Annotated in this window: 22 protein-coding genes and 1 pseudogene; 14 read left to right on the plus strand and 9 right to left on the minus strand. The window is 71.8% G+C overall.

Annotated features, from left to right (window positions below):
* The first annotated feature begins 2 nt into the window (after positions 1-2).
* The gene (gene fabI, locus ABZ172_RS24030; protein WP_356886271.1) at positions 3-770 is read left to right on the plus strand and encodes an enoyl-ACP reductase FabI; all 768 of its coding nucleotides are present in this window, start codon (positions 3-5) and stop codon (positions 768-770) included.
* A 204-nt stretch (positions 771-974) separates the two neighbouring features.
* Positions 975-1,340 (plus strand): hypothetical protein, encoded by a 366-nt coding sequence (locus ABZ172_RS24035; protein ID WP_356886273.1) that lies wholly within the window; start codon positions 975-977, stop codon positions 1,338-1,340.
* 81 nt (positions 1,341-1,421) lie between these two features.
* Here the strand turns inward: ABZ172_RS24035 and ABZ172_RS24040 are convergent, their stop codons facing one another.
* Positions 1,422-2,096, minus strand: a complete 675-nt coding sequence (locus ABZ172_RS24040; RefSeq protein ID WP_356886275.1) for a FadR/GntR family transcriptional regulator — start codon at positions 2,094-2,096, stop codon at positions 1,422-1,424.
* A 119-nt stretch (positions 2,097-2,215) separates the two neighbouring features.
* Between ABZ172_RS24040 and ABZ172_RS24045 the strand changes: the two genes are divergently transcribed.
* The 4 genes from ABZ172_RS24045 (at position 2,216) to ABZ172_RS24060 (ending at position 4,684) form a co-directional block, all read left to right on the plus strand.
* The gene (locus tag ABZ172_RS24045) at positions 2,216-3,490 is read left to right on the plus strand and encodes a CynX/NimT family MFS transporter (RefSeq protein WP_356886305.1); all 1,275 of its coding nucleotides are present in this window, start codon (positions 2,216-2,218) and stop codon (positions 3,488-3,490) included.
* 17 nt (positions 3,491-3,507) lie between these two features.
* Complete coding sequence (locus ABZ172_RS24050) at positions 3,508-3,624, plus strand: SGM_5486 family transporter-associated protein (RefSeq protein WP_086010434.1); 117 nt, start codon at positions 3,508-3,510, stop codon at positions 3,622-3,624.
* Positions 3,625-3,882: 258 nt separating this feature from the next.
* Positions 3,883-4,089 carry a hypothetical protein gene (locus ABZ172_RS24055; protein WP_356886277.1) on the plus strand — a complete coding sequence of 69 codons (207 nt, stop codon included), beginning with the start codon at positions 3,883-3,885 and terminating at the stop codon, positions 4,087-4,089.
* A 76-nt stretch (positions 4,090-4,165) separates the two neighbouring features.
* Positions 4,166-4,684: a histidine phosphatase family protein gene (locus ABZ172_RS24060; RefSeq protein WP_356886279.1), complete on the plus strand. Its 519-nt coding sequence runs from the start codon at positions 4,166-4,168 to the stop codon at positions 4,682-4,684.
* Positions 4,685-4,753: 69 nt separating this feature from the next.
* Here the strand turns inward: ABZ172_RS24060 and serB are convergent, their stop codons facing one another.
* Positions 4,754-6,001 (minus strand): phosphoserine phosphatase SerB, encoded by a 1,248-nt coding sequence (gene serB / locus ABZ172_RS24065; protein WP_356886281.1) that lies wholly within the window; start codon positions 5,999-6,001, stop codon positions 4,754-4,756.
* A 280-nt stretch (positions 6,002-6,281) separates the two neighbouring features.
* On the opposite strand from serB, the gene ABZ172_RS24070 reads away from it, so the two are divergent.
* The gene (locus ABZ172_RS24070; RefSeq protein ID WP_356886283.1) at positions 6,282-8,837 is read left to right on the plus strand and encodes an FHA domain-containing protein; all 2,556 of its coding nucleotides are present in this window, start codon (positions 6,282-6,284) and stop codon (positions 8,835-8,837) included.
* A gap of 136 nt (positions 8,838-8,973) precedes the next feature.
* Here the strand turns inward: ABZ172_RS24070 and ABZ172_RS24075 are convergent, their stop codons facing one another.
* The 3 genes and pseudogenes from ABZ172_RS24075 to ABZ172_RS24085 form a co-directional block, all read right to left on the minus strand.
* On the minus strand, positions 8,974-9,684 hold the full coding sequence (locus ABZ172_RS24075) for a transglycosylase SLT domain-containing protein (protein ID WP_356886285.1): 711 nt from the start codon (positions 9,682-9,684) through the stop codon (positions 8,974-8,976).
* A gap of 314 nt (positions 9,685-9,998) precedes the next feature.
* Positions 9,999-11,038 (minus strand): annotated as a pseudogene (locus tag ABZ172_RS24080) (S-adenosylmethionine:tRNA ribosyltransferase-isomerase); the annotation flags it as partial.
* Positions 11,035-11,748, minus strand: a complete 714-nt coding sequence (locus ABZ172_RS24085; RefSeq protein WP_356886307.1) for an SDR family oxidoreductase — start codon at positions 11,746-11,748, stop codon at positions 11,035-11,037. The gene ABZ172_RS24085 and the pseudogene ABZ172_RS24080, both read right to left, overlap by 4 nt.
* 179 nt (positions 11,749-11,927) lie before the next feature.
* Between ABZ172_RS24085 and ABZ172_RS24090 the strand changes: the two genes are divergently transcribed.
* On the plus strand, positions 11,928-13,073 hold the full coding sequence (locus ABZ172_RS24090) for a GAF domain-containing sensor histidine kinase (RefSeq protein WP_356886287.1): 1,146 nt from the start codon (positions 11,928-11,930) through the stop codon (positions 13,071-13,073).
* Entirely contained in the window at positions 13,066-13,710 is a 645-nt protein-coding gene (locus ABZ172_RS24095; protein ID WP_356886289.1) for a response regulator transcription factor, read from the plus strand. The genes ABZ172_RS24090 and ABZ172_RS24095 overlap by 8 nt, the downstream gene beginning before the upstream one ends.
* Before the next feature lie 137 nt (positions 13,711-13,847).
* On the opposite strand, the gene ABZ172_RS24100 is transcribed toward ABZ172_RS24095, so the two are convergent.
* Positions 13,848-14,627: a hypothetical protein gene (locus ABZ172_RS24100; protein ID WP_356886291.1), complete on the minus strand. Its 780-nt coding sequence runs from the start codon at positions 14,625-14,627 to the stop codon at positions 13,848-13,850.
* A gap of 121 nt (positions 14,628-14,748) precedes the next feature.
* Here ABZ172_RS24100 and ABZ172_RS24105 point away from each other — a divergent pair, with 121 nt between their 5' ends.
* The 4 genes from ABZ172_RS24105 (at position 14,749) to ABZ172_RS24120 (ending at position 17,953) form a co-directional block, all read left to right on the plus strand.
* Complete coding sequence (locus tag ABZ172_RS24105) at positions 14,749-15,549, plus strand: ABC transporter ATP-binding protein (RefSeq protein WP_356886293.1); 801 nt, start codon at positions 14,749-14,751, stop codon at positions 15,547-15,549.
* Between the two features lie 65 nt (positions 15,550-15,614).
* On the plus strand, positions 15,615-16,043 hold the full coding sequence (locus ABZ172_RS24110; protein ID WP_356886295.1) for an NfeD family protein: 429 nt from the start codon (positions 15,615-15,617) through the stop codon (positions 16,041-16,043).
* A gap of 128 nt (positions 16,044-16,171) precedes the next feature.
* Complete coding sequence (locus ABZ172_RS24115; RefSeq protein WP_104790097.1) at positions 16,172-17,101, plus strand: SPFH domain-containing protein; 930 nt, start codon at positions 16,172-16,174, stop codon at positions 17,099-17,101.
* 84 nt (positions 17,102-17,185) lie between these two features.
* Positions 17,186-17,953: a sulfite exporter TauE/SafE family protein gene (locus ABZ172_RS24120; RefSeq protein ID WP_356886297.1), complete on the plus strand. Its 768-nt coding sequence runs from the start codon at positions 17,186-17,188 to the stop codon at positions 17,951-17,953.
* 63 nt (positions 17,954-18,016) lie between these two features.
* Here ABZ172_RS24120 and ABZ172_RS24125 read toward each other — a convergent pair whose 3' ends face one another.
* The 3 genes from ABZ172_RS24125 to ABZ172_RS24135 form a co-directional block, all read right to left on the minus strand.
* Positions 18,017-18,523: an HNH endonuclease gene (locus ABZ172_RS24125; RefSeq protein WP_356886299.1), complete on the minus strand. Its 507-nt coding sequence runs from the start codon at positions 18,521-18,523 to the stop codon at positions 18,017-18,019.
* A gap of 141 nt (positions 18,524-18,664) precedes the next feature.
* Positions 18,665-19,198 carry a YbhB/YbcL family Raf kinase inhibitor-like protein gene (locus ABZ172_RS24130; protein WP_356886301.1) on the minus strand — a complete coding sequence of 178 codons (534 nt, stop codon included), beginning with the start codon at positions 19,196-19,198 and terminating at the stop codon, positions 18,665-18,667.
* Between the two features lie 134 nt (positions 19,199-19,332).
* On the minus strand, positions 19,333-20,115 hold the full coding sequence (locus ABZ172_RS24135) for a sporulation protein (RefSeq protein WP_356886302.1): 783 nt from the start codon (positions 20,113-20,115) through the stop codon (positions 19,333-19,335).
* Between the two features lie 85 nt (positions 20,116-20,200).
* On the opposite strand from ABZ172_RS24135, the gene ABZ172_RS24140 reads away from it, so the two are divergent.
* A complete protein-coding gene (locus tag ABZ172_RS24140; RefSeq protein ID WP_356886303.1) occupies positions 20,201-20,842 on the plus strand; it encodes a DNA-3-methyladenine glycosylase in 642 nt (213 codons plus the stop codon).
* Positions 20,843-21,208 lie beyond the last annotated feature (366 nt).

Genomic DNA, 21,208 nt, shown 5'->3' on the forward strand with positions numbered 1-21,208 from the left:
CCATGAGCGGAATTCTCGACGGCAAGCGCATCCTCATCACGGGGGTGCTGATGGAGTCGTCCATCGCCTTCCACACCGCGAAGGTGGCCCAGGAGCAGGGCGCCGAGGTCATCCTGACGGCCTTCCCCCGGCCGACGCTGACCGAGCGGATCGCCAAGAAGCTTCCGAAGCCCGTCAAGGTCCTCGAGCTCGACGTCACCGACGCCGAGCACCTGGACCGGCTCGCCGGCCTGGTCAAGGACGAGCTGGGATCGCTGGACGGCGTCGTGCACTCCATCGGCTTCGCGCCGCAGGACGCGCTCGGCGGCAACTTCCTGAACACGCCCTTCGAGTCGGTCGCCACCGCGATGCACGTCTCGGCGTTCTCGCTGAAGTCGCTCGCCATGGCCTGCAAGCCCCTGATGGCCGAGGGCGGCTCGATCGTCGGTCTCACCTTCGACGCGCAGTTCGCCTGGCCCCAGTACGACTGGATGGGCCCGGCCAAGGCCGCGCTGGAGGCCACCTCCCGCTACCTCGCCCGTGACCTGGGCAAGGACAGCATCCGCTGCAACCTGATCTCGGCGGGGCCGCTGGGCTCCATGGCCGCCAAGTCCATCCCGGGCTTCGGCGAGCTCGCGGACGTCTGGAACCACCGCTCCCCGCTGGAGTGGGACATGACGGACCCGGAGCCGGCCGGCCGCGGGGTCGTCGCGCTCCTCTCCGACTTCTTCCCGAAGACGACGGGCGAGATCATCCACGTCGACGGCGGCGTGCACATGATGGGCGCCTGACCGCACACGGTCCACGACGGCCGCGTCCCCTTCGCCGGGGACGCGGCCGTCGTGCGTGTCCGGGGGCTCTCCGCGCGCAGGCCGAGAACCCGGCCGTCGTACGCGGCCGCGGGCTCCTGCCGCGCTCAAGTCGAAAACCCGGCCGTTCCACCGCAGAATGTCAGGGAACCGGACTTCTGGTCGGGCCGCGGGGAGGAGACCGTTGTGCGCTCCACACGTCGCCGCACCTGGGCCGTGCTCGCCACGGCGGCCGTCGTCGCGGGGTTCCTCGCCCCGGTGGCCGTGAACGCCGCCGGCCGGGCGCCCGTCGCGGCGGCGCCCCTCGCGCCGGAGCCGGAACCCTCGGGCGCGGAGTGCCGTACGACGGTCGAGGGGTCCCGGGTGGTCGCGTTCTGCCACAACCCGTACCCCACCACCGATCTCGTCCGGCTCCACACCGAGTGCGCGCGGTGGTGGGACGTCGACGCCGACGCCGCCGCGGTCGCGGTGCAGCCCGGGCGGACGGTCAGGCTGGAGGACCGCTGCTGGAAAGAAGTCGACTCGGCCTGGGTCAGCCACTCGGCATCCTGAGGGGCCCGCTCGGACGCGCTCCCGCAGGCCGCTCGGACGCGCCTCCCCCGGACGGTTCGGACGCGCGCTCCCGCGTACGGTTCAGACGCGTTCCCGCAGACAGTTCAGGGCGTGGGCGGCGGCCTCCGTCGCGGCCGTCTCCGCGTCGCCCGCCCGGATGGCCTCGACGAGCCGCGCGTGGTCCATGTGCGCCTCCGGCCGCAGCTCCGGGCCCACGTCGTCGCGCAGGTAGTCGCGCAGCAGGTCGTTCAGGTCGGCGTAGAGCTCGGTCAGCACGTCGTTGTGCGAGGCGGCCACCACGGCGAGGTGCAGGGTGGCGTCGGCCGCCACGAACGCCTCCGCGTCACCGGAGGACCAGGCCGCCTCGCGGCGCGCCATCAGCGCGTCCAGCTGCCGCAGGTCCCGGTCCGTGCGCCGCAGGGCGGCGAGCCGGGCGGCCGAGGACTCCAGCGTGGAGCGCAGCTCGGCGACGTGCCGGGGGTCGGCGTCCGCGAAGCGGCGGTGCATCACCCCGGCCAGCTCGCTGGTCGCGACCACGTACGTCCCAGAGCCCTGGCGGATGTCGAGCAGCCCGTTGTGCGCCAGGGCGCGCACCGCCTCGCGCACCGTGTTCCGGGCGACGCCGAGCTGTTCGACCAACTCGGGCTCGGTGGGGATCCGCGAGCCCACGGGCCACTCGCCCGCGGTGATCTGGTTCCTCAGCTGGGCGATCACCTGGTCGGCGAGAGCCGAACGCCGTGTGGACGTCAGAGCCATGGTGCTCCTTGCTCGTGTTCCGGAAGGGGTGGTCCGGGAGGTGCGGGCCCGTCGGACGTCCCCCCGAGTGTCTCAGGAGGAGAACGGAAGTGGACAGCCAATCATCCCATGATTCTATGATGGGTCTCATGCGTCACGACGAGACCCCGACCCTCAGCCCCTCCGCCGCCGCTCCCGGCACCCCGGTGCCCGAGAGGGAGGAGCCCGGACCGTCCCCCTGGGTGCTGCGGATCGCGACCGTCGGCCTGGTCCTCGCGGCGCTCAACCTCCGGCCCGCCATCACCAGTCTCGGACCGCTCCTCGAAGAGGTCCGGGACGGGCTGCACATGAGCGGCAGCATCGCCGGGGTCCTGACCTCCGTCCCCCCGCTGTGCTTCGCGCTGTTCGGCTTCATGGCGCCGCGGCTGGCCCGCCGGTTCGGCCCCAGCGCCGTCGTCTGCGCGGGCATGGCGGCCATCGCCGCCGGCCTGCTGCTGCGCCCCTTCGCGGGAGGCACCGCCGGGTTCCTCGCGGCCAGCGCCCTCGCGCTCATGGGCATCGCGGTCAGCAACGTCCTGATGCCCGTCATCGTCAAGCGCTGGTTCCCCGACCGGGTCGGCACCATGACCGGCCTCTACTCGATGGCGCTGGCCCTCGGCACCGCCCTCGCCGCCGCTCTCACCGTCCCCCTCACGGACGCCCTGGGCGGCAGCTGGAAGGCCGGGCTGGGGATCTGGGCGGCCCTGGCCGTGGTCGCCGTCGTGCCCTGGATCCCGTTCCTGAAGGACCGCCGCGACACGTCCGGGCAGGCCGCGGGGACCCCTGCGCCGCCCGCGCTCCGGATCACCCGCAGCCGTACGTCCTGGGCGCTCGCCTGCTTCTTCGGGCTCCAGGCCACGGCCGCGTACATCAGCATGGGCTGGATGCCGCAGATCTTCCGGGACGCGGGGCTCTCGGCCGGTACCTCGGGTGTGCTGCTCGCCGTGATCATGGCCATGGGCGTCCCGCTCGCCTTCGTCATCCCCCGGGTCGCCACCCGGCTGCGGACCCAGGGCCCGATCGTCCTGGTCCTCAGCGGGTGCGGCCTCCTCGGCTACGCGGGCCTCTACGTGGCCCCGGCCGGCGGCGCCTGGGTCTGGGCGCTGCTGCTGGGCGTCGCCAACTGCGCCTTCCCGCTCGCCCTCACCATGATCGGGATGCGCTCGCGCACCGGAGCGGGCGTGGTCAGGCTCTCGGCGTTCGCGCAGTCCACCGGCTACCTGATCTCGATCCCCGGCCCGCTGCTGGTCGGAGTGCTCTACCAGCACAGCGGGGGCTGGGGCCTGCCGCTCACCCTCATGGCGGCCCTCCTCGTGCCCCAGACGATCGCGGGCGTCCTCGCGGGACGGGACCGGACGGTCGAGGACGAATGCTGAGGTGCGAGACTGTGCCCATGCCAGTGCTCGATCCGAATCCCCAGAACGGTCAGAAGAAGCTCCTCCTCGTGTTCGGGACGATGCTTCTCATCTCCGTGGTCATCGGTGTGATCGCCACGATCGCCTCGCCCTGACCCCACCCCCGGGGTCGTCCCGGCGGGCGCGCGACGACGGCCACGGCGCGTCGCCGTGCGCCCGGACACGTCCGGTGTGCCGGCGCTGCTGCGCCGTGCGACGCACCGCGTCCGGCGCCGCGCGCCGGTCCGCCGGCGATCACGGGACAGCCCTTAGGGGGTCGGTTTCAGGGTCGAGTGGGTGGTGCGCCGGATAGGACGGCCACCGGCGGGCCCGTAGGTTCGGGGTGACCCAGCCGAGGACCCACGGAGGCGGACATGCCGGCCCGTACGCACACCCGGACCCACCGCCCCGTCCCGGACGCCGCCGCGGTCCGGCTGCCGTGGTGGGCGGTCACGCTGCCCGCCCTGGCCTTCGCCGCGCTCCTGCTGCTGATCGTGGAGCCCGGCCCCGCCCGGGCCGCCTCCGGGGACCCCGTGGCCGGGCGCCTGCTCGCGCACGTCCTGGCCCTGCTCGGCGCCTGACCGGCACGGAAGGCCTTGTCGGCGAGCATGTCAACACCCTGCGCCCGGCGGCGCGATCCGTGCGAAGCTGAGGTGTATGAGCGCCGACACACCTCGCAGAATCGTTCTTCTCAGGCACGCAAAGGCGGAATGGTCGCAGGAGTCCGACCACGAGCGGCCGCTGGCCGAGCGGGGGAGGAAGGACGCCCCCGTCGCCGGCCGCAGACTGGCCGACTCGGGGACCGTCTTCGACCTCGCTCTGTGCTCGACCGCCACCAGGACCCGGGAGACCTGGAAGCTCGCGGTCCACGAGTTCGCGCAGCGCCCCAGGACGGTGTACGAGGAGAGGCTCTACGAGGCCTCCCTCGGCGAACTGATCGCCCTGTTCGGCGAGACGCCCGACGACGTGCGGAATCTGCTGGTCGTCGCCCACAACCCCGGTATGCACGCGGCCGCGGACGCGCTCTCCGGCAAGGCCCGGGGCGACGCGCTCGCCCGGATGACCAAGGACGGATTCCCCACCGCCGCCTTCGCCGTCGTCGAGTTCTCCGGCCCCTGGAAGAGCCTGGAGCACGGGGTGGGCGAGCTCGTCGACTACTGGACGCCGAACGGCTGAGCACCACGGCACGAAGGGGCGCCGGCACATCCTGTGCGCCGGCGCCCCTTCATGCGTCGTACCCCGCGGTCAGTCCACCAGGCCGTCGGCGGCCTCGACCTCTTCGCGGGTGATCCCGAGCAGGTACAGCACCGTGTCGAGGAACGGGACGTTCACCGCGGTGTGCGCGGCCTCCCGGACGACCGGCTTCGCGTTGAAGGCGACGCCCAGGCCGGCCGTGTTCAGCATGTCCAGATCGTTCGCGCCGTCCCCGATCGCCACGGTCTGGGCCAGCGGCACGCCCGCCTGCTCCGCGAACCGCCGCAGCAGCCGGGCCTTGCCCGCCCGGTCCACGATGTCGCCCACGACCCGGCCGGTGAGCTTGCCGTCGGCGATCTCCAGCGTGTTGGCCGAGGCGAAGTCGAGCCCGAGACGCTCCTGCAGGTCGTCCGTGACCTGGGTGAAGCCCCCCGAGACCACGCCCACCTGGTAGCCGAGCCGCTTCAGGGTCCTGATGAGGGTGCGGGCGCCGGGAGTCAGCCGGACCTCGGTCCGCACCTTCTCCACCACCGACACGTCCAGCCCGGCCAGCAGCGCCACCCGCGCGTGCAGGGACTGCTCGAAGTCGAGCTCCCCGCGCATCGCCTGCTCGGTCACCGAGGCGACCTCGGCCTCGCAGCCCGCATGGGCCGCGAAGAGCTCGATGACCTCGTCCTGGATGAGCGTCGAGTCGACGTCCATGACGACCAGCCGCTGGGCCCGGCGGCTCAGCCCGGCCGACACGACGGCGATGTCGACGCCGATGCCGGCGGCCTCCGTCGCCAGAGCGGTCCGCAGCGTCTCGGTCGCGGTGCCGGACACCGCGAACTCCACGGCCGTGACGGGATACTTCGCCAGGCGGAAGATGCGGTCGATGTTGCCGCCGCTGGAGGTGATCCGGGCCGCTATGGCCGCCGTCGACTCGGCGGTGAGCGGGTGTCCGAGCACCGTCACATGGGAACGGCCGTCACCGCGGGGGCGGTTGTCGCCCGTGCCCGAGATGATCTCGGCCTGGAGCTTCAGGGACTCCGCCCAGCTGTGCACGGTCGCCCGCAGATCGCCCTCGGTCGTGCCACCGGGCTCCGGCGAGGTCACCAGGACGCACAGGACGATGCGGCCACGGGTGACGACCTGCTCGATGTCCACGACGTCCACCGCATAGGCGGCCAGCGTGTCGAAGAGACCGGCGGTGAGACCCGGCCGGTCCTTCCCGAAGATCTTGACGAGAAGCGTGGGGGCGTCCGCGCCCGGAGGGGGCTCGGGGGACTCAGGAGACCGAAGTGGCTGAGATGCGCTCATGGTGCTCCCACCGTATAGGTCGACGGCGCCCGGTTCCGAGGCCGTTCCGAGTCGCGGACAGCACATGGCCGGATCTCTGCGGTGCCGTGCACCCGGGACGCGAGTGGCCGGATGGGATGCTCCGGACCCATTTCTCCCGAGTCGGCAGCGGTGCCGGGAGGCCTGCGCGCGGTCTTCACGCCGCCCGGCTTTCCGTTACGGGACCGCTCCTGGAATAGTTCCCCACGATGTTCAGCATCCCTAGGCTCCCCGCAGCGGGAGCGACTCGGGGGACGACTAGGTGGGGCGCGGAGTGCCGGAACTCGTACTGGAAATGAATGGAAGGACCTGGTCGCTCGATCCGTCCAGGTCGTACACCCTCGGACGGGATCCGCAGGGGGACGTGACGATCGACGACGCCAGGGTGTCGTGGCGGCATGCCACGATCAGCTGGAACGGCCGGGGCTGGTCCATCGAGGACCACGGCAGCACGAACGGCACCTACGTCCAGGGCGGGCGCGTCCAGCAGGCGGAGATCGCCGCGGGGACGTCGGTCCGTCTGGGCAACGCCACCGACGGACCGCGGCTGAATCTCACCGCACCCGCCGGTGCGGGAGCGCCCGGCGGGCAGGCGGCGGGAGCCCGGCAGGCCTCGCCCGCGCAGTACCCGCAGCAGGCCCCGGTACAGCAGCCGCAGCAGGGGGCCGCGGGCTGGCCCGCCCCCGCACAGCAGCAGGCCCCGCAGCAGCACGCGGCCTGGCAGCAGGCGCAGCAGCCCCCGGTCCCGCACCAGCAGAACCGGGGCGGGGCGTCCGGCGGTGCGGCGGGTGCGCCGCCCGCGCACGGGGACCGCAGCCCGACCACGTTCCACCAGCTGGACCTCGGCCGCGTCATGCGCATCGGCCGTGCGCTGGAGAACGAGCTGGTCGTGTCCGACCTCCAGGTCTCGCGTCTGCACGCCGAGTTCCGCGCGACCCCCGACGGCCGGTTCGAGATCCGCGACCTCGGGTCCCACAACGGCACGTACGTCAACGGCCAGCCGCTCAGCAAGTCCGGCACCGCGCTCATCGGGCCGCAGGACATCGTCGGCGTCGGCCACTCGACCTTCCGGCTGGTCGGGGACCGGCTGGAAGAGTTCGTCGACACCGGTGAGGTCTCGTTCTCGGCCCGCCACCTGACGGTGACGGTCGACGGGGGCAAGGACATCCTGAAGGACGTGTCCTTCGGCGTACCGGAGAAGTCCCTGATCGCTGTCATCGGCCCCTCGGGCTCCGGCAAGTCCACCCTGCTCAAGGCGCTCACCGGCTACCGGCCCGCCAACCAGGGGGACGTCCTCTACGACAACCGGAACCTGTACAAGCAGTTCGCCGAGCTCCGGCAGCGCATCGGCCTGGTGCCGCAGGACGACATCCTGCACAAGGAGCTCACGGTCACCCGGGCCCTGCGGTACGCGGCCAAGCTGCGCTTCCCCGCGGACACCACCGAGACCGAACGCACCGCCCGGATCCACGAGGTCCTCGCCGAGCTGAAGCTCGACATCCACAAGGACAAGAAGATCACCTCGCTCTCCGGCGGACAGCGCAAGCGCGTCTCGGTCGCCCTGGAGCTGCTGACCAAGCCGTCGCTGATATTCCTCGACGAACCGACCTCGGGCCTCGACCCGGGCATGGACCGCGACGTCATGCAGCTGCTGCGCGGTCTCGCCGACGACGGCCGCACGGTCCTGGTGGTCACCCACTCCGTGGCCGAGCTGGCCATCTGCGACAAGCTCCTGGTCATGGCGCCCGGTGGGTCCGTCGCCTACTTCGGGCCCCCCGAGGAGGCCCTGAACTTCTTCGGCTACACCACCTGGGCCGACGTCTTCTCCGCGTTCGAGAACTACCGCGACTACGACTGGGCGGGCCGCTGGCGCGGCTCCCAGCACTACCAGATGTACGCCGCGGACATCGACGCCGTCGCCGCGCAGCCCGTGCACATGCCCTCGCCCCAGCAGATCCGCCCGCCGAAGCCCTCGGGCTGGATGGCGCAGCTGTGGACGCTGATGCGCCGCTACCTCTCGGTGATCGCCTCCGACAAGGGCTTCCTGCTCCTGATGGTGCTCCTGCCGGCCGTGCTCGGCGTGGTGAGCGTGGTCATCCCGGCGGAGTTCGGCCTGGCGGAGCCCGAACCGCCCTCCAAGTTCAACGGCAAGGCCGGAACGATCATGCTGATCCTGGCGGTCGGCATGTGCTTCGCGGCGGCCGCCAACTCCGTACGAGAACTGATCAAGGAGCGGGTGATCTACGAACGGGAACGGGCCACCGGCCTCTCCCGTTCCGCCTATCTGCTGTCCAAGGTGATCGTCCTCGGCGTGATCACCGCCTTCCAGGGCGTGATCATCTGCGGGATCGGCTTCTCCACCCGCAAGCTGCCGGAGGAGGGCCTGTTCATGCCCCCCGCCGTGGAGATCTGCCTGTCGATCATCGTGCTCGGCTTCACCTCGATGATGGTCGGCCTGCTGATCTCCGCGCTGGTGAAGACGGCCGAGAAGACCATGCCGCTGCTGGTCATGTTCGCCATCGTCCAGGTCGTGTTCACCGGGGTGCTCTTCCAGGTCTACGGTTCGCCGGGCCTGGAGCAGTTCGCCTGGCTGATGCCGTCGCGCTGGGCCGTGGCGGCGGCGGGCACCACGCTGGACCTCGCCCACCTGATGCCGCCGTGGGACCCCGAGAACCCGACCGACCTCGACCCGCTCTGGGAGCACACGGCCGGCCAGTGGGGGATCGACATCGCGGTCATGCTCGTCATGAGCGGCGTCCTCTTCTTCGCGGTCTCGCGCATGCTGCGCCGCCACGAGCCCGAGGTGATGCGCAAGTAGCGCCGCCGGGGCCGTCCGGTCCCGGAAACGCCCGAGGGCGGCAACCCCGTGGGGTGCCGCCCTTCGGCATGTGCCGGCCGGTCACGCGACGCTGCGGACCGGCGGGCCGCTGTACCGGGTCCGCTCGGTGCGAGGCTCAGTACGCGCTGTTGACGTTGTCGATCGAGCCGTACTTGTCGGCGGCGTAGTTGGCCGCGGCGGTGATGTTGGCGACCGGGTCGTACTGGTCGTGCTTGGTGCCCTTGACGTGGTAGAAGTCGAAGGTCGGCTTGATGACCTGCAGCAGGCCCTTCGACGGGACGCCGTTGATCGCGTTGATGTCCCAGTTGTTGATCGCACGCGGGTTGCCGCTGGACTCGCGGATGATGTTGCGGTGCAGACCCTCGTACGAACCGGGGATGTTCTTCTTGTGCATGATCGAGAGCGCCTCGCGTATCCAGCCGTCCAGGTTGTTCGCGTAGACCGGCTTGCGGTCGGCGGCGCGGCTGGCCTTCTTGGCGGAACGCTTCTTCGCGTCGGCCTTCGCCTTCGCGGCGGCCTTGCTCTTGGCCTCGGCCTTCTTCTTCGCGGCCGCTTCCTTGGCCTTGGCCGCGTCGGCGGTCTTGACCAGCCGCTCGGCCGTGGTGTTCTGCCCCAGGCCGGTGGCCTTGAGGCCCTGCGTCTGCGAGCCGGTGTAGGCGACCGGCGCGGCGGCCGGTGCGGCCTGCGGCTCGGCGGTGGCCGAAGCGTCGTCCGGGACGAGCGAGAAGGCGAGTGCGGCGGCGGCCAGGGTCGAGACCCCCGCGACGGAGAGCTTCTGCGTCTTGTTGAGACGACGGCTACGGCTGGAGATGCGGGACACGGACATACAGTCGTACCTCTTCGAATAGCAGGGGTCCTCGGCGAGGACGCGGACGGAAGAGCCGGGGGCATCTCCGTCGGGGACAGCTGCAATTCTTAGCGCCAGCAAAATGGCCTGGCAAAGGTGTGACGTACGAAGCTCCCTAGTGGAAGGGGGTCTCGTTCATACCTCCTTGTCCGGTTTGAACCCAGCCGTATTGCCCGTTTTGGTCAAACTATCCTTCTTCGTAAGTGACGTGGGCCCTATGCCTCGGCTCACACCGGGACCCCTTCGCATGTACGAATAGTTGCTTACGCGATGCGGAGTGTAAGGGATTTTCCGGGCAGGATGAGGTGGGAGTCCCCGAACTCGTGCCACCGGTACCGCCGCTCCAGCGCCTCGGCGTAGGCCCGCCGCAGCGCCTCCCGCCCCGCGACCGCCTCCAGCATCAGCAGGTGCGAGGCCTCCGGCTCGTGCAGCCCGGTCAGCAGCCCGTCCACCACCCGCACCCCCCGTCGCGGCGTCACCACCAGATCCGTCCAGCCCGCGGCGGCCCGCACCACCCCGTCCTCCCCGGCCGCCGACTCCAGGGCCCGCACCGCCGTCGTCCCCACGGCGATCACCCTGCCCCCGCCCGCCCGGGCCGCGTTGACCAGCCGCGCCGTCGGGCGGGGCACCTCGAAGCGCTCCGGGTAGGGCGGCTCGTGCACCTCGGCCGAGGCCACTCCCGTGTGCAGCGTCAGCGGCGCGAACTGCACCCCCCGGCTCACCAGCTCCGCCACCAGACCCGCCGTGAACGGCCTCGCCGCACTCGGCATCTCCGCCGACCCGCTCCCGTCGGGCGCCGGCACGGCGAACACCGTCCGGTAGGCCGACAGCGGCTGGTCCCGTTCCGTGTACGCGTACCGGATCGGCCGGCCGTGCCGCTCCAGCAGCCCGGGCACGTCCCTCGGCACCCGGGCCCACCAGAGCCGCGCACCCCGCCGGGCCCCAGCGGCTCCTCCAGGACCAGCGCGTCCCCGCCCGGGAGCCGGACCACCGCCCCCGCCGGGCCCCCGGGGCGCGGCCCGGTGGTGCCCGCCCCGTCCGGCCGGCGCAGCTCCACCGCCCACCGCCCGTCCCCGCCCCGGGTCGAGAAGTGCACGACGACCCGTTCGCCGCCCAGCCGCCCGGACACCGCGGCCGCCAGCGTCATCGACGTGTTGACCACCAGGACGTCCCCGGGCCGCAGCTCCCCGGGCAGCTCCCGGAAGACGCGGTGCGCCACCCCGCCGCCCCGCGACACCAGCAGCCGCACGTCGTCGCGCCCCGAGCCCCGCTGCTCGGCCGGCACCCGCGCCGACAGCTCCGGAGGCACCCGAAGCGCGTACGGCGCGGTCATCGCCCCGCTCCCCGGCCCAGGTCCAGCAGCGCGGAGGCCGTGTACCTGCCACTGGCCGGACGCAGCTCCAGCAGCCGCACGAAGGCGGGCACCACGCTCTCCGGGCTCGGACGGGGACCGGTGTCGTCCGGGACGGCCGCCGCGTAGAGGTCCGTCGCCATGTCGCCCGGGTCCACCGCCCACACGCGCAGCCCCGGCTCCTCCACCCCCAGCACCGCGGCCAGCCGGTCGAGCGCGGCCTTCGACGCCCCGTACCCGCCCCACGTCGCGTACGCCCCGGTGGCGGCGTCCGAACTCACCGTCACCACCGCCCCGGCCGCCGAGGCCCGCAGCATCGGCAGCGCCTCCCGCACGAGCCCGAGCGCCGCGACCACGTTCGTCTCCAGCGCCCGCCGCAGCCCCTCCGGAGACAGCTCCTCCAGCCGGACCAGCGGTTCGGCGCCCAGCGCGCTCGCGTTGCTCACCAGCAGGTCGAGACCGCCCAGCTCCCCGGCGGCCGCCACCAGCGCCGCGCGGTGCGCCGGATCCGTGACGTCCCCCGCCACGGCCACGGCACGGGTGCCGTGGCGCACGCCCAGCTCCGCCGCCGCCGAGCGGACCGCCGCCGCCGACCTGGCGCCCAGCACCAGGTCCCAGCCCCGCCCCGCGAGGGCCGCGCCCAGCGCGCGCCCCAGCCCCTTCGAACCACCCGTGACCACCGCGACCGGCATGACACCCATCCCCTCGAACCTCCGGAGTGCTGATGCCGTCACCGTAGGAATCCGCCCGGCCCCGCCGCCTCGTCCGCCCGCCGCAACCGCCCGGGGCACTTCGGCCTAGGCCCGAGGTCCCGTACGGGGGGAGCCCACAGCCCGATACGACCGTCCGGCGCCGCCGGTACGGTGAGCGCATGAGTCATCGCCCCCCGTCGGGCCTCGCCGCGGTCAGCGCCGCGCTGCTCGCCATGAACCGGCACCAGGACATGGGGGACGTCCTCACGACGATCGTCGCCTCGGCCCGGGAGCTCCTCGACGCCGAGTACGCCGCCCTCGGGGTGCCGGACGACCACGGCGGCTTCGCCCGGTTCGTCGTCGACGGGGTCAGCGACGAACAGTGGAAGGCCATCGGACCGCTGCCCCGCCAGCACGGCATCCTCGCGGCGATGCTTCACGAGGCGAAGCCCCAGCGCCTCGCCGACGTCCGCCGGGACCCCCGGTTCGAGGGATGGCCCGACGCCCACCCCGACATGTCCGACTTCCTCGGTCTGCCCATCCAGGACGGCGACGAGACCATCGGCGCCCTCTTCCTCGCCGACAAGCGCAGCCCCGGGCCCACGGGGAGCTGCGGATTCACCGAGGAGGACGAGGAACTCCTGGCGATCCTCGCCCAGCACGCGGCCATCGCCCTCACCAACGCCCGGCTCCACGAACGCAGCCGCGAGCTCACCATCGCCGAGGAGCGCTCCCGGCTCGCCCACGAGCTGCACGACGCCGTCAGCCAGAAGCTCTTCTCGCTCCGGCTCACCGCCCAGGCCGCCGCGGCACTCGTCGACCGCGACCCGGCGCGCGCCAAGGGCGAGCTCCAGCAGGTCGCCGCACTGGCCGGGGAGGCGGTGGACGAGCTGCGCGCGGCCGTCGTCGAGCTGCGCCCCGCGGCCCTGGAGGAGGACGGCCTGGTCGCCACGCTCCGCACCCAGGTCCAGGTCCTGGACCGGGCCCACAGCGCCCGGGTCACCTTCGAGAGCGCCGGGGTGCGCGCCCTGCCCTCCGCCCAGGAGGAGGCCATGCTCCGGGTCGCCCAGGAAGCCCTGCACAACGCCCTGCGCCACTCCGGCGCCGCCCGCGTCACCGTCGGCCTCGCCCGGCACACCGCGGCCACCGTGCTGCTGATCACCGACGACGGCTGCGGCTTCGACCCGCACGAGATCAGGCGCGCGGGCCGGCACCTGGGCCTCGTCTCGATGCGGCACCGGGCCGGCGGCGTCGGCGGCCGGCTCACCGTCGAGTCCGGGCCCGGCAGGGGAACCACGATCCGGATGGAGGTCCCCTGTGGCTGACAGGGTCATCAAGGTGCTGCTCGTCGACGACCACCAGGTGGTCCGCCGGGGGCTGCGCACGTTCCTGGAGGTCCAGGACGACATCGAGGTCGTCGGGGAGGCCTCGGACGGGGCCGAGGGCGTCGCCCGGACCGAGGAGCTGCGTCCCGACGTCGTCCTGATGGACGTCAAGATGCCCGGCACGGACGGCATCGAGGCGCTGCGCAGGCTCAGGGAGCTGGAGAACCCCGCCAAGGTGCTGATCGTCACCAGCTTCACCGAGCAGCGCACGGTCGTGCCCGCGCTCCGGGCGGGAGCGTCGGGCTACGTCTACAAGGACGTGGACCCGGACGCCCTCGCCGGTGCCATCCGCTCCGTGCACGCGGGGCACGTCCTGCTCCAGCCCGAGGTCGCGGGGGCGCTGCTGGCCCAGGACGACACGGGCACCGGCACGGGGCGGGGGAGCACCCTGACCGAGCGGGAGCGGGAGGTGCTCGGACTGATCGCCGACGGCCGCTCCAACCGCGAGATCGCCCGGGCGCTGGTCCTGTCGGAGAAGACCGTGAAGACCCACGTCTCCAACATCCTGATGAAGCTCGACCTGTCGGACCGGACCCAGGCCGCCCTCTGGGCCGTCCGGCACGGAGCGGCGGGCTGAGCGGAGCCGGTGCCGGAGCGGGCCCGTCACGGGGCACACCGGCGCCGGCGGGTCCCGATGGAGCCCACCGGCGGAGGCCGCGGTCCCGGCACCGTCCCGGCGCCCGTCGCCCGGTACGCGCGGCCCCCGCCCCGCGATCAGCGTCCCCGCTCCTCCAGATACGCGTTGTACGCCGCGACCTGCGCGCGCCTGGCCACCCGCTCCACCGGGCGCAGCGCCTCGCCCCGCGCCGCGATCTCGGACGCGCTCACCGCGCCGCCGTGCCCGTTCTCATGGGCCACCGACACCAGCAGCCCGACCCGCTGGGCCAGCTCCAGCACCCGGACCGCCCGGGGCGGATACCCCGGGGCCAGTACCTCGCGCCCCCGCTCCGCCCGCGCCCGGTAGGCGTCCACCGCGGCCTCCGCGACCGGACCCGACCCGGCGACGTCCAGCCGGGACAGCACCGCCGTGGCGTCCCGCAGCGCCTCGGCCAGCTCCCGCTCCGCCTCACCGAGCGACGGCACGTCCGCCGGGGCGGCCTCCCGGACCGGCAGACAGCCCCAGACCACCTCGACGTGCAGATCCCCGGCGGGCCCCGCCTCACTCACCTCCGGCACGAGCCCGTACGGCGCCCCGGACGTGATGACCGCCTCCTCCGCCTCCAGCGCCCGGGCGTTGAAGTCCGGCGGCCCGCTGAGCCCCAGCGGATGGCCCGGCACCGGCAGCGCGACCCGGAAACCGGTCGCCCCCAGTCCCCTCAGCCGGCCGAGCGCCAGCGTGAGCCCCACGGGCCCCGCCTCACCCGGCAGCCCCTCGACACGGTGCACCGCGTCCTCGCCGACGATCGCGAGCGCCGCGTCGTCCGGCGAGACAAGTCCGGCCAAAAGTGCGTTTCCCCAGGCGGCCAGCCGCCCTGAGCGTGGTTCCGAAAGCATGGGGACAGCCTAGGGAACGGCCCCAGGGCCTGAGCACTCCCCGGGTGGCGTAGGTTTTCCCTGGGAGCTGTGCCCGACCGGCACGCGACGATCTCGACACTGCATGGGGAGACAACGCGCCATGAGCGATGTACTGGAGCTGGTGGACGTATCCGTGGTCCGCGACGGACGGGCTCTGGTGGAAGACGTCTCCTGGTCGGTGAAGGAGGGCGAGCGCTGGGTCATCCTCGGCCCCAACGGAGCCGGCAAGACCACGCTCCTGAACATCGCCTCCAGCTACCTCTTCCCGAGCACCGGCACCGCCACCGTCCTCGGCGAACGCCTCGGCGGGGTCGGCACCGACGTCTTCGAGCTCCGCCCGCGCATCGGCATCGCCGGCGTCGCCATGGCCGAAAAGCTCCCCAAGCGCCAGACCGTGCTGCAGACGGTCCTCACCGCCGCGTACGGCATGACCGCCACCTGGCGCGAGGACTACGAGGAGGTCGACGAGCAGCGCGCCCGCGCCTTCCTCGACCGCCTCGGCATGACCGGCTACCTCGACCGCAGGTTCGGCACCCTCTCCGAGGGCGAACGCAAGCGCACCCTCATCGCCCGCGCCATGATGACCGACCCCGAGCTGCTGCTCCTCGACGAGCCGGCCGCCGGGCTCGACCTCGGCGGACGCGAGGACCTGGTCCGCCGCCTCGGCCGGCTGGCCCGCGACCCGTACGCGCCCTCCATGGTCATGGTCACCCACCACGTCGAGGAGATCGCGCCCGGCTTCACGCACGTCCTGATGATCCGTCAGGGCAAGGTGCTCGCCGCGGGCCCCATGGAGACCGAGCTCAGCTCCCGGAACCTCTCCCTCTGCTTCGGGCTGCCGCTCGTCGTCGAACACCACGGCGACCGCTACACCGCCCGCGGACTGCCGCTCGGCCAGTAGGCGTACCACGGCCAACCTCCGCTGCGCCCTGTCGGGGAGGGGGCCCGCGGTCCTACGATGACCATGTGGACATCGACGCGTGGGTGTGGTGGCTGATCGGTGCGGTGGGACTGGGCATTCCCCTCGTCCTGACCGCGATGCCGGAATTCGGAATGTTCGCCGTCGGGGCGGTGGCCGCGGCCGTCGTCGCGGCGCTGGGGGGCGGTGTCGTCGCCCAGGTCCTGGTGTTCGTCCTGGTGTCGGTGGCCCTGATCGCGGTCGTCCGTCCGATCGCGGCCCGGCACCGGGCGAACCAGTCCCCGCACGCCACCGGGATCGACGCCCTGAAGGGCCGTCAGGCCGTCGTCCTGGAACGGGTCGACGGGAGCGGCGGGCGGATCAAGCTCGCCGGAGAGATCTGGTCCGCGCGCTCACTCGACGACGACCAGGTCTTCGAACCCGGCCGGCAGGTGGACGTCGTGGACATCGACGGTGCAACGGCCGTCGTCATGTGAGCGAACCGGTCACACGGCAGGCCGCCGTCTGCCACACTCGAAGTCGATCATCATGAGAATACGATCGTCATGACCGATCGACCTCGATCACCGCGATCCGTCGGCAACCGAAGGGCACGAGGCACACGATGCAACCGATCATCATCGTCCTGATCATTCTGGTGGTGCTCGTCTTCATCGCCCTGATCAAGACGATCCAGGTCATCCCGCAGGCCAGTGCCGCCATCGTCGAGCGCTTCGGCCGCTACACCCGCACGCTCAACGCCGGGCTGAACATCGTCGTCCCGTTCATCGACTCGATCCGCAACAGGATCGACCTCCGCGAACAGGTCGTCCCCTTCCCGCCCCAGCCGGTGATCACCCAGGACAACCTCGTCGTCAACATCGACACCGTCATCTACTACCAGGTGACCGACGCCCGCGCCGCGACGTACGAAGTCGCCAGCTACATCCAGGCGATCGAGCAGCTCACCGTCACCACCCTCCGCAACATCATCGGCGGCATGGACCTGGAACGGACCCTGACCTCCCGCGAGGAGATCAACGCCGCGCTGCGCGGAGTCCTCGACGAGGCCACCGGCAAGTGGGGCATCCGCGTCAACCGCGTCGAGCTCAAGGCCATCGAACCGCCCACCTCCATCCAGGACTCGATGGAGAAGCAGATGCGCGCCGACCGTGACAAGCGCGCTGCCATCCTCACCGCGGAAGGGATCAGGCAGTCCGCGATCCTCACCGCGGAGGGCGAGAAGCAGTCCGCGATCCTGCGCGCCGAAGGTGAGGCCAAGGCGTCCGCCCTGCGCGCGGAGGGCGAGGCCCAGGCCATCCGCACGGTCTTCGAGTCCATCCACGCGGGGGACCCGGACCAGAAGCTCCTCTCCTACCAGTACCTCCAGATGCTCCCCAAGATCGCCGAGGGGGACGCCAACAAGCTCTGGATCGTGCCCAGCGAGATCGGCGACGCACTCAAGGGACTCAGCGGCGCCTTCGGCAACCTCGGCGGCGGGGCCCCCGGCTTCAACACCGGTACGGAGCGCAGGGAGCAGCCCCCGGTCGAATGACCGGGAAACCCCTTCGTGCATGATCGGTGAGGCCCCTCGACCTTCATGGCGGGGAGGCGTCACCGACCATCGAAGGAGAGGACCTTGTCCGTCTGGGAGATGCTCGCCGTCTTCGCCGCCGGGGTCGGCGCCGGCACGATCAACACCATCGTCGGCTCCGGCACACTGATCACCTTTCCGGTCCTCCTCGCCACCGGCGTGCCCCCCGTCACCGCCACCGTGTCGAACGCCCTCGGCCTGATCCCGGGCGCCATCAGCGGTGCGATCGGCTACCGCGCCGAGCTCGCCGGCCAACGCCGGCGCATCCTGAAGCTGAGCGTCGGCGCGCTGATCGGCGGTCTCGCCGGAGCCACCCTCCTGCTGGCCCTGCCGGCCACGGCGTTCGAGACGATCGTCCCCGTCCTGGTCGCCCTCGCGCTGGTCCTGGTCATCCTGCAGCCCCGCATCAGCCGGGCGGTGCAACGCCGCCGCGAGCGCACCGGCACCGCCGCCCGCCCCGACGGCGGCCCGCTCCTGTTCATCGGGCTCATGCTCGCCAGCGTCTACGGCGGCTACTTCACGGCGGCCCAGGGCATCATCTACCTGTCCCTGATGGGCATGCTGCTGAACGACACGATGCAGCGCCTCAACGCCGTGAAGAACGTCCTCGCCGCCGTCGTCAACACCGTCGCCGCGCTCTTCTTCCTCTTCGCCGCGGACTTCGACTGGACGGCGGTCGTCCTCATCGCGGTGGGCTCCGCGATCGGCGGACAGATCGGCGCGAAGGTCGGCCGCCGGCTCAGCCCGGTCCTCCTGCGCGCCCTGATCGTCGTCGTGGGCACCGCGGCCATCGTCCAACTGCTGCTGCGCTGACGGACGGAGCCCGCACCCCCGGTGCCGGGCCGGGCTCCGCACACCCCCTGACCGGTGCGGAGCTCACGCCGCCGAGCGGGCCAGCCACTCCGGCAGCGCCGACCGGTCGCCGACGCCCATCGCCAGCAGCATGGCGTCCGCCGGGGACGGCACGAACGGCCGGTGCAGCAGCGGCATGTCCGCCTGCTCCGGGGTCCGGGCCGCCTTGCGGTGGTTGTCCTCCGCGCACGAGGCGACGGTGTTCAGCCAGGTGTCCTGACCGCCCTGGGCCCGCGGCACCACGTGGTCCACGGTGCTGGCCCGCCGCCCGCAGTACGCGCACCGGTGCTGGTCCCGTATCAGCACACCCCGTCTGGACCACGGCGCGTGTCTTCGGAAGGGCACCCGTACGTACCGGCAGAGTCTGATCACCTGCGGCACCGGAAGGTCCACGGCGGCACCACGCATACGGAGCGCGGGATGCGACTGCTCCACGACGGCCTTGTCCTGCAGGACCAGGACCACCGCGCGGTTCAGCGTCACCGTCGACAGCGGCTCGAAGCTCGCATTGAGTACCAGTGTGTCCCGCATCCCGTCCACCTCCCGTGTGCCGCCCGCCCGTCGGCGGGCCCGGAACAACTCTCTCCGGACGGACCGTGGGGGACAACGCAATAAAAAGTGCCCTGCCCTGATCTCTCCAAGACCAGGGCAGGGCAAACGGGAGGCGAACATTCAGCTTCCGGGGGCGGCGTACTCCCCGATCAGCTGGGCCCGTCCCAGCGTGTGGAAACGCAGGTTGAACCCGACCACGGCGGGCGAGGCGTCGCTGTCCGGCCCGAGCGTGGCGGTGTCCACGGCGTACACCGTGAAGACGTAGCGGTGGTTCTCCCCGGGGGGCGGCGCGGCCCCGCCGAACTCCTTGGCCCCGTAGTCGTTGCGGACCTGGACGGCACCCTCGGGCAGTCCCTCGAACACCCCGCTCCCCGCACCGGCCGGAAGCTCCGTCACGGTGGCCGGGATGTCGAAGAGCACCCAGTGCCAGAAACCGCTGCCCGTCGGCGCGTCCGGATCGAAGCAGGTCACCGCGAAGCTCTTCGTCTCCGCCGGGAAGCCCTCCCAGCGGAGCTGCGGCGAGGTGTTGCCCGCGGCGAACACCTGGGCGTCCGCCAGCACGGCGCCGGCGGCCAGGTCCTCGCTCACCACGGTGAACGAGGGGACCTCGGGATGGAAGTCGTGCGGCAGCGGCGCCCTCTTCGGCTCGGTCACGTCAGCACCTCTCCTGATCGGCTGTGCGATGTCTTCGCACCGACCCTAAGGTGTCCCCGCCCCGTGTGCGGCGTCCCACCACCGTGCGACGCCGCGCCGCTCCGCCGGAGACCACGGGACAGCCCCGGGGGAGATCAGAGCCAGTTGCGCCGGCCGCCGACCTGGGCGAGCCACTCGTTCAGGTACGCGGCCCAGTCGGTGCCCTGGAAGTCGTTCAGGCCGACCTTGAACGCACGGTAGGAGTCGCTGCCCTCACTGAACAAACCCGGCTTCTTGTCCATCTCCAGGACGACGTCCATCTCGCGGTCGTCCGCGATGAACGTCAGCTCCACCTGGTTCAGCCCCCGGTACTGCTGCGGCGGGAAGAACTCGATCTCCTGGTAGAACGGCAGGCGCTGACGGGTCCCGCGGATGTGGCCGCGCTCCATGTCGGCGCTGCGGAAACCGAACCCGAGCTGCCCGAAGGCGTCCAGAACGGCCTGCTGCGCGGGCAGCGGGTGCACATTGATCGGGTCCAGGTCGCCCGAGTCCAGCGCGCGGGCGATCTCCAGCTCCGTCGTGACCCCGATGTTCATACCGCGCAGGTGCTGCCCGGCGAACATGGTGATCGGCGTCTCCCAGGGGATCTCCAGACCGAACGGCACCACGTGCACCGCGCCGGCCTGCACCTCGAAGGCACCGCCGAGCCGCAGCTTGGTGAACTCGATGTCCTGCTTGGTCTCCTGGTCCCCGCTCTCGACCTCGACCCGTGCCTGCAGGCCGACCGAGAGCCCCTCGATCTGCTGGGCCACGGAACCGCCCTGGATGCGCACCTCACCCTGGACGACCCCGCCGGGGACGACGTTGAGTTCGGTCAGCTCGGTCTCGACCGAAGCACCGCCGGCACCCATGCTCGCGAGCAGCCGCTTGAAGCCCATGTTTTCCTCCTTGGTCCTGACCCCTACATACGCGCCACGACCGTAGCCGGTTCCCGTCGCACCGGGCCCAGTACCCTCGGACGCCATGAACGAGGGCATGGACCGCACGCCGCTCGGGCGCGACTTCTTCGACCGGCCCGTCCTGGAGGTGGCACCCGACCTCCTGGGCCGCGTGCTCGTCCGGACCACCGACGAGGGCGTCATCGAGCTGCGGCTCACGGAGGTGGAGGCGTACGCGGGGGAGATCGACCCCGGTTCCCATGCCTTCCGCGGCCGGACGGCCCGCAACAGCGCGATGTTCGGTCCGCCCGGTCACTCGTACGTGTACTTCACGTACGGGATGTGGCACTGCCTCAACCTGGTGTGCGGGCCCGAGGGCAGGGCGAGCGGGGTCCTGCTCCGGGCGGGGGAGATCGGCATCGGCGCGGAGAGGGCCCGCGCACGGCGCTTCTCGGCCCGGCACGACAGGGAACTGGCCCGGGGACCGGCACGTCTGGCCACCGCACTCGACGTGGACCGCAGGCTGGACGGGGCCGATGTCGTGGCCGGCCGCCGACGGCCGCTGTCCGTCCTGCGGGGCACCCCGCCGGCCCCCCACCGGGTACGGAGCGGCCCGCGCACCGGGGTGGGCGGTGACGGGGCCCACCAGCCCTGGCGCTTCTGGATCGACGGCGACCCGACGGTCAGCCCCTACCGGGCCCATGCGCCCCGTCGTCGCGCAACTTGACTCGCCCCCGCTGTTTCCCTAATGTAGTCCGAGCCGCTTGAACGGATGCAGTTGTTCTTGGCACGGTCCATCGGACCGGGCCGAAGCATCGTGAGAGGGCCAACCACTACCTACGATTCACCCCTGGCGGGTGCAATTTCGGCATGCCGGAATTTTCCTGACCGACTCGATTATGAGTCGCCGAGGAAATCGGCTAACGTAGTGACCACGCCGAAAGGGAAACGCGAAAGCGAAGAACTGGAAAGCGAATAGAGTAGTACCGCAGGATCCTGCTTCGACCGGGAATCGGACACGAAAGAGTCTGATAGAGTCGGAAACGCAAGAACGAAGGGAAGCGCCCGGAGGGCCCCGGTGAAACGGGACCGA

The organism is Streptomyces sp. NPDC006296 (genome assembly GCF_040613235.1).
Lineage (GTDB): Bacteria > Actinomycetota > Actinomycetes > Streptomycetales > Streptomycetaceae > Streptomyces.

Coding starts and splice junctions, on each gene's coding strand:
- ABZ172_RS24060 (WP_356886279.1), top strand. CDS start 4,166: ATGAGCGCCGACACACCTCGCAGAATCGTTCTTCTCAGGCACGCAAAG.
- ABZ172_RS24075 (WP_356886285.1), bottom strand. CDS start 9,684: ATGTCCGTGTCCCGCATCTCCAGCCGTAGCCGTCGTCTCAACAAGACG.
- ABZ172_RS24135 (WP_356886302.1), bottom strand. CDS start 20,115: ATGGGCTTCAAGCGGCTGCTCGCGAGCATGGGTGCCGGCGGTGCTTCG.
- ABZ172_RS24105 (WP_356886293.1), top strand. CDS start 14,749: ATGAGCGATGTACTGGAGCTGGTGGACGTATCCGTGGTCCGCGACGGA.
- ABZ172_RS24100 (WP_356886291.1), bottom strand. CDS start 14,627: ATGCTTTCGGAACCACGCTCAGGGCGGCTGGCCGCCTGGGGAAACGCA.
- serB (WP_356886281.1), bottom strand. CDS start 6,001: ATGAGCGCATCTCAGCCACTTCGGTCTCCTGAGTCCCCCGAGCCCCCT.
- ABZ172_RS24140 (WP_356886303.1), top strand. CDS start 20,201: ATGAACGAGGGCATGGACCGCACGCCGCTCGGGCGCGACTTCTTCGAC.
- ABZ172_RS24085 (WP_356886307.1), bottom strand. CDS start 11,748: ATGCCGGTCGCGGTGGTCACGGGTGGTTCGAAGGGGCTGGGGCGCGCG.
- ABZ172_RS24090 (WP_356886287.1), top strand. CDS start 11,928: ATGAGTCATCGCCCCCCGTCGGGCCTCGCCGCGGTCAGCGCCGCGCTG.
- ABZ172_RS24055 (WP_356886277.1), top strand. CDS start 3,883: ATGCCGGCCCGTACGCACACCCGGACCCACCGCCCCGTCCCGGACGCC.
- ABZ172_RS24040 (WP_356886275.1), bottom strand. CDS start 2,096: ATGGCTCTGACGTCCACACGGCGTTCGGCTCTCGCCGACCAGGTGATC.
- ABZ172_RS24125 (WP_356886299.1), bottom strand. CDS start 18,523: ATGCGGGACACACTGGTACTCAATGCGAGCTTCGAGCCGCTGTCGACG.
- ABZ172_RS24115 (WP_104790097.1), top strand. CDS start 16,172: ATGCAACCGATCATCATCGTCCTGATCATTCTGGTGGTGCTCGTCTTC.
- ABZ172_RS24050 (WP_086010434.1), top strand. CDS start 3,508: ATGCCAGTGCTCGATCCGAATCCCCAGAACGGTCAGAAGAAGCTCCTC.
- ABZ172_RS24045 (WP_356886305.1), top strand. CDS start 2,216: ATGGGTCTCATGCGTCACGACGAGACCCCGACCCTCAGCCCCTCCGCC.
- fabI (WP_356886271.1), top strand. CDS start 3: ATGAGCGGAATTCTCGACGGCAAGCGCATCCTCATCACGGGGGTGCTG.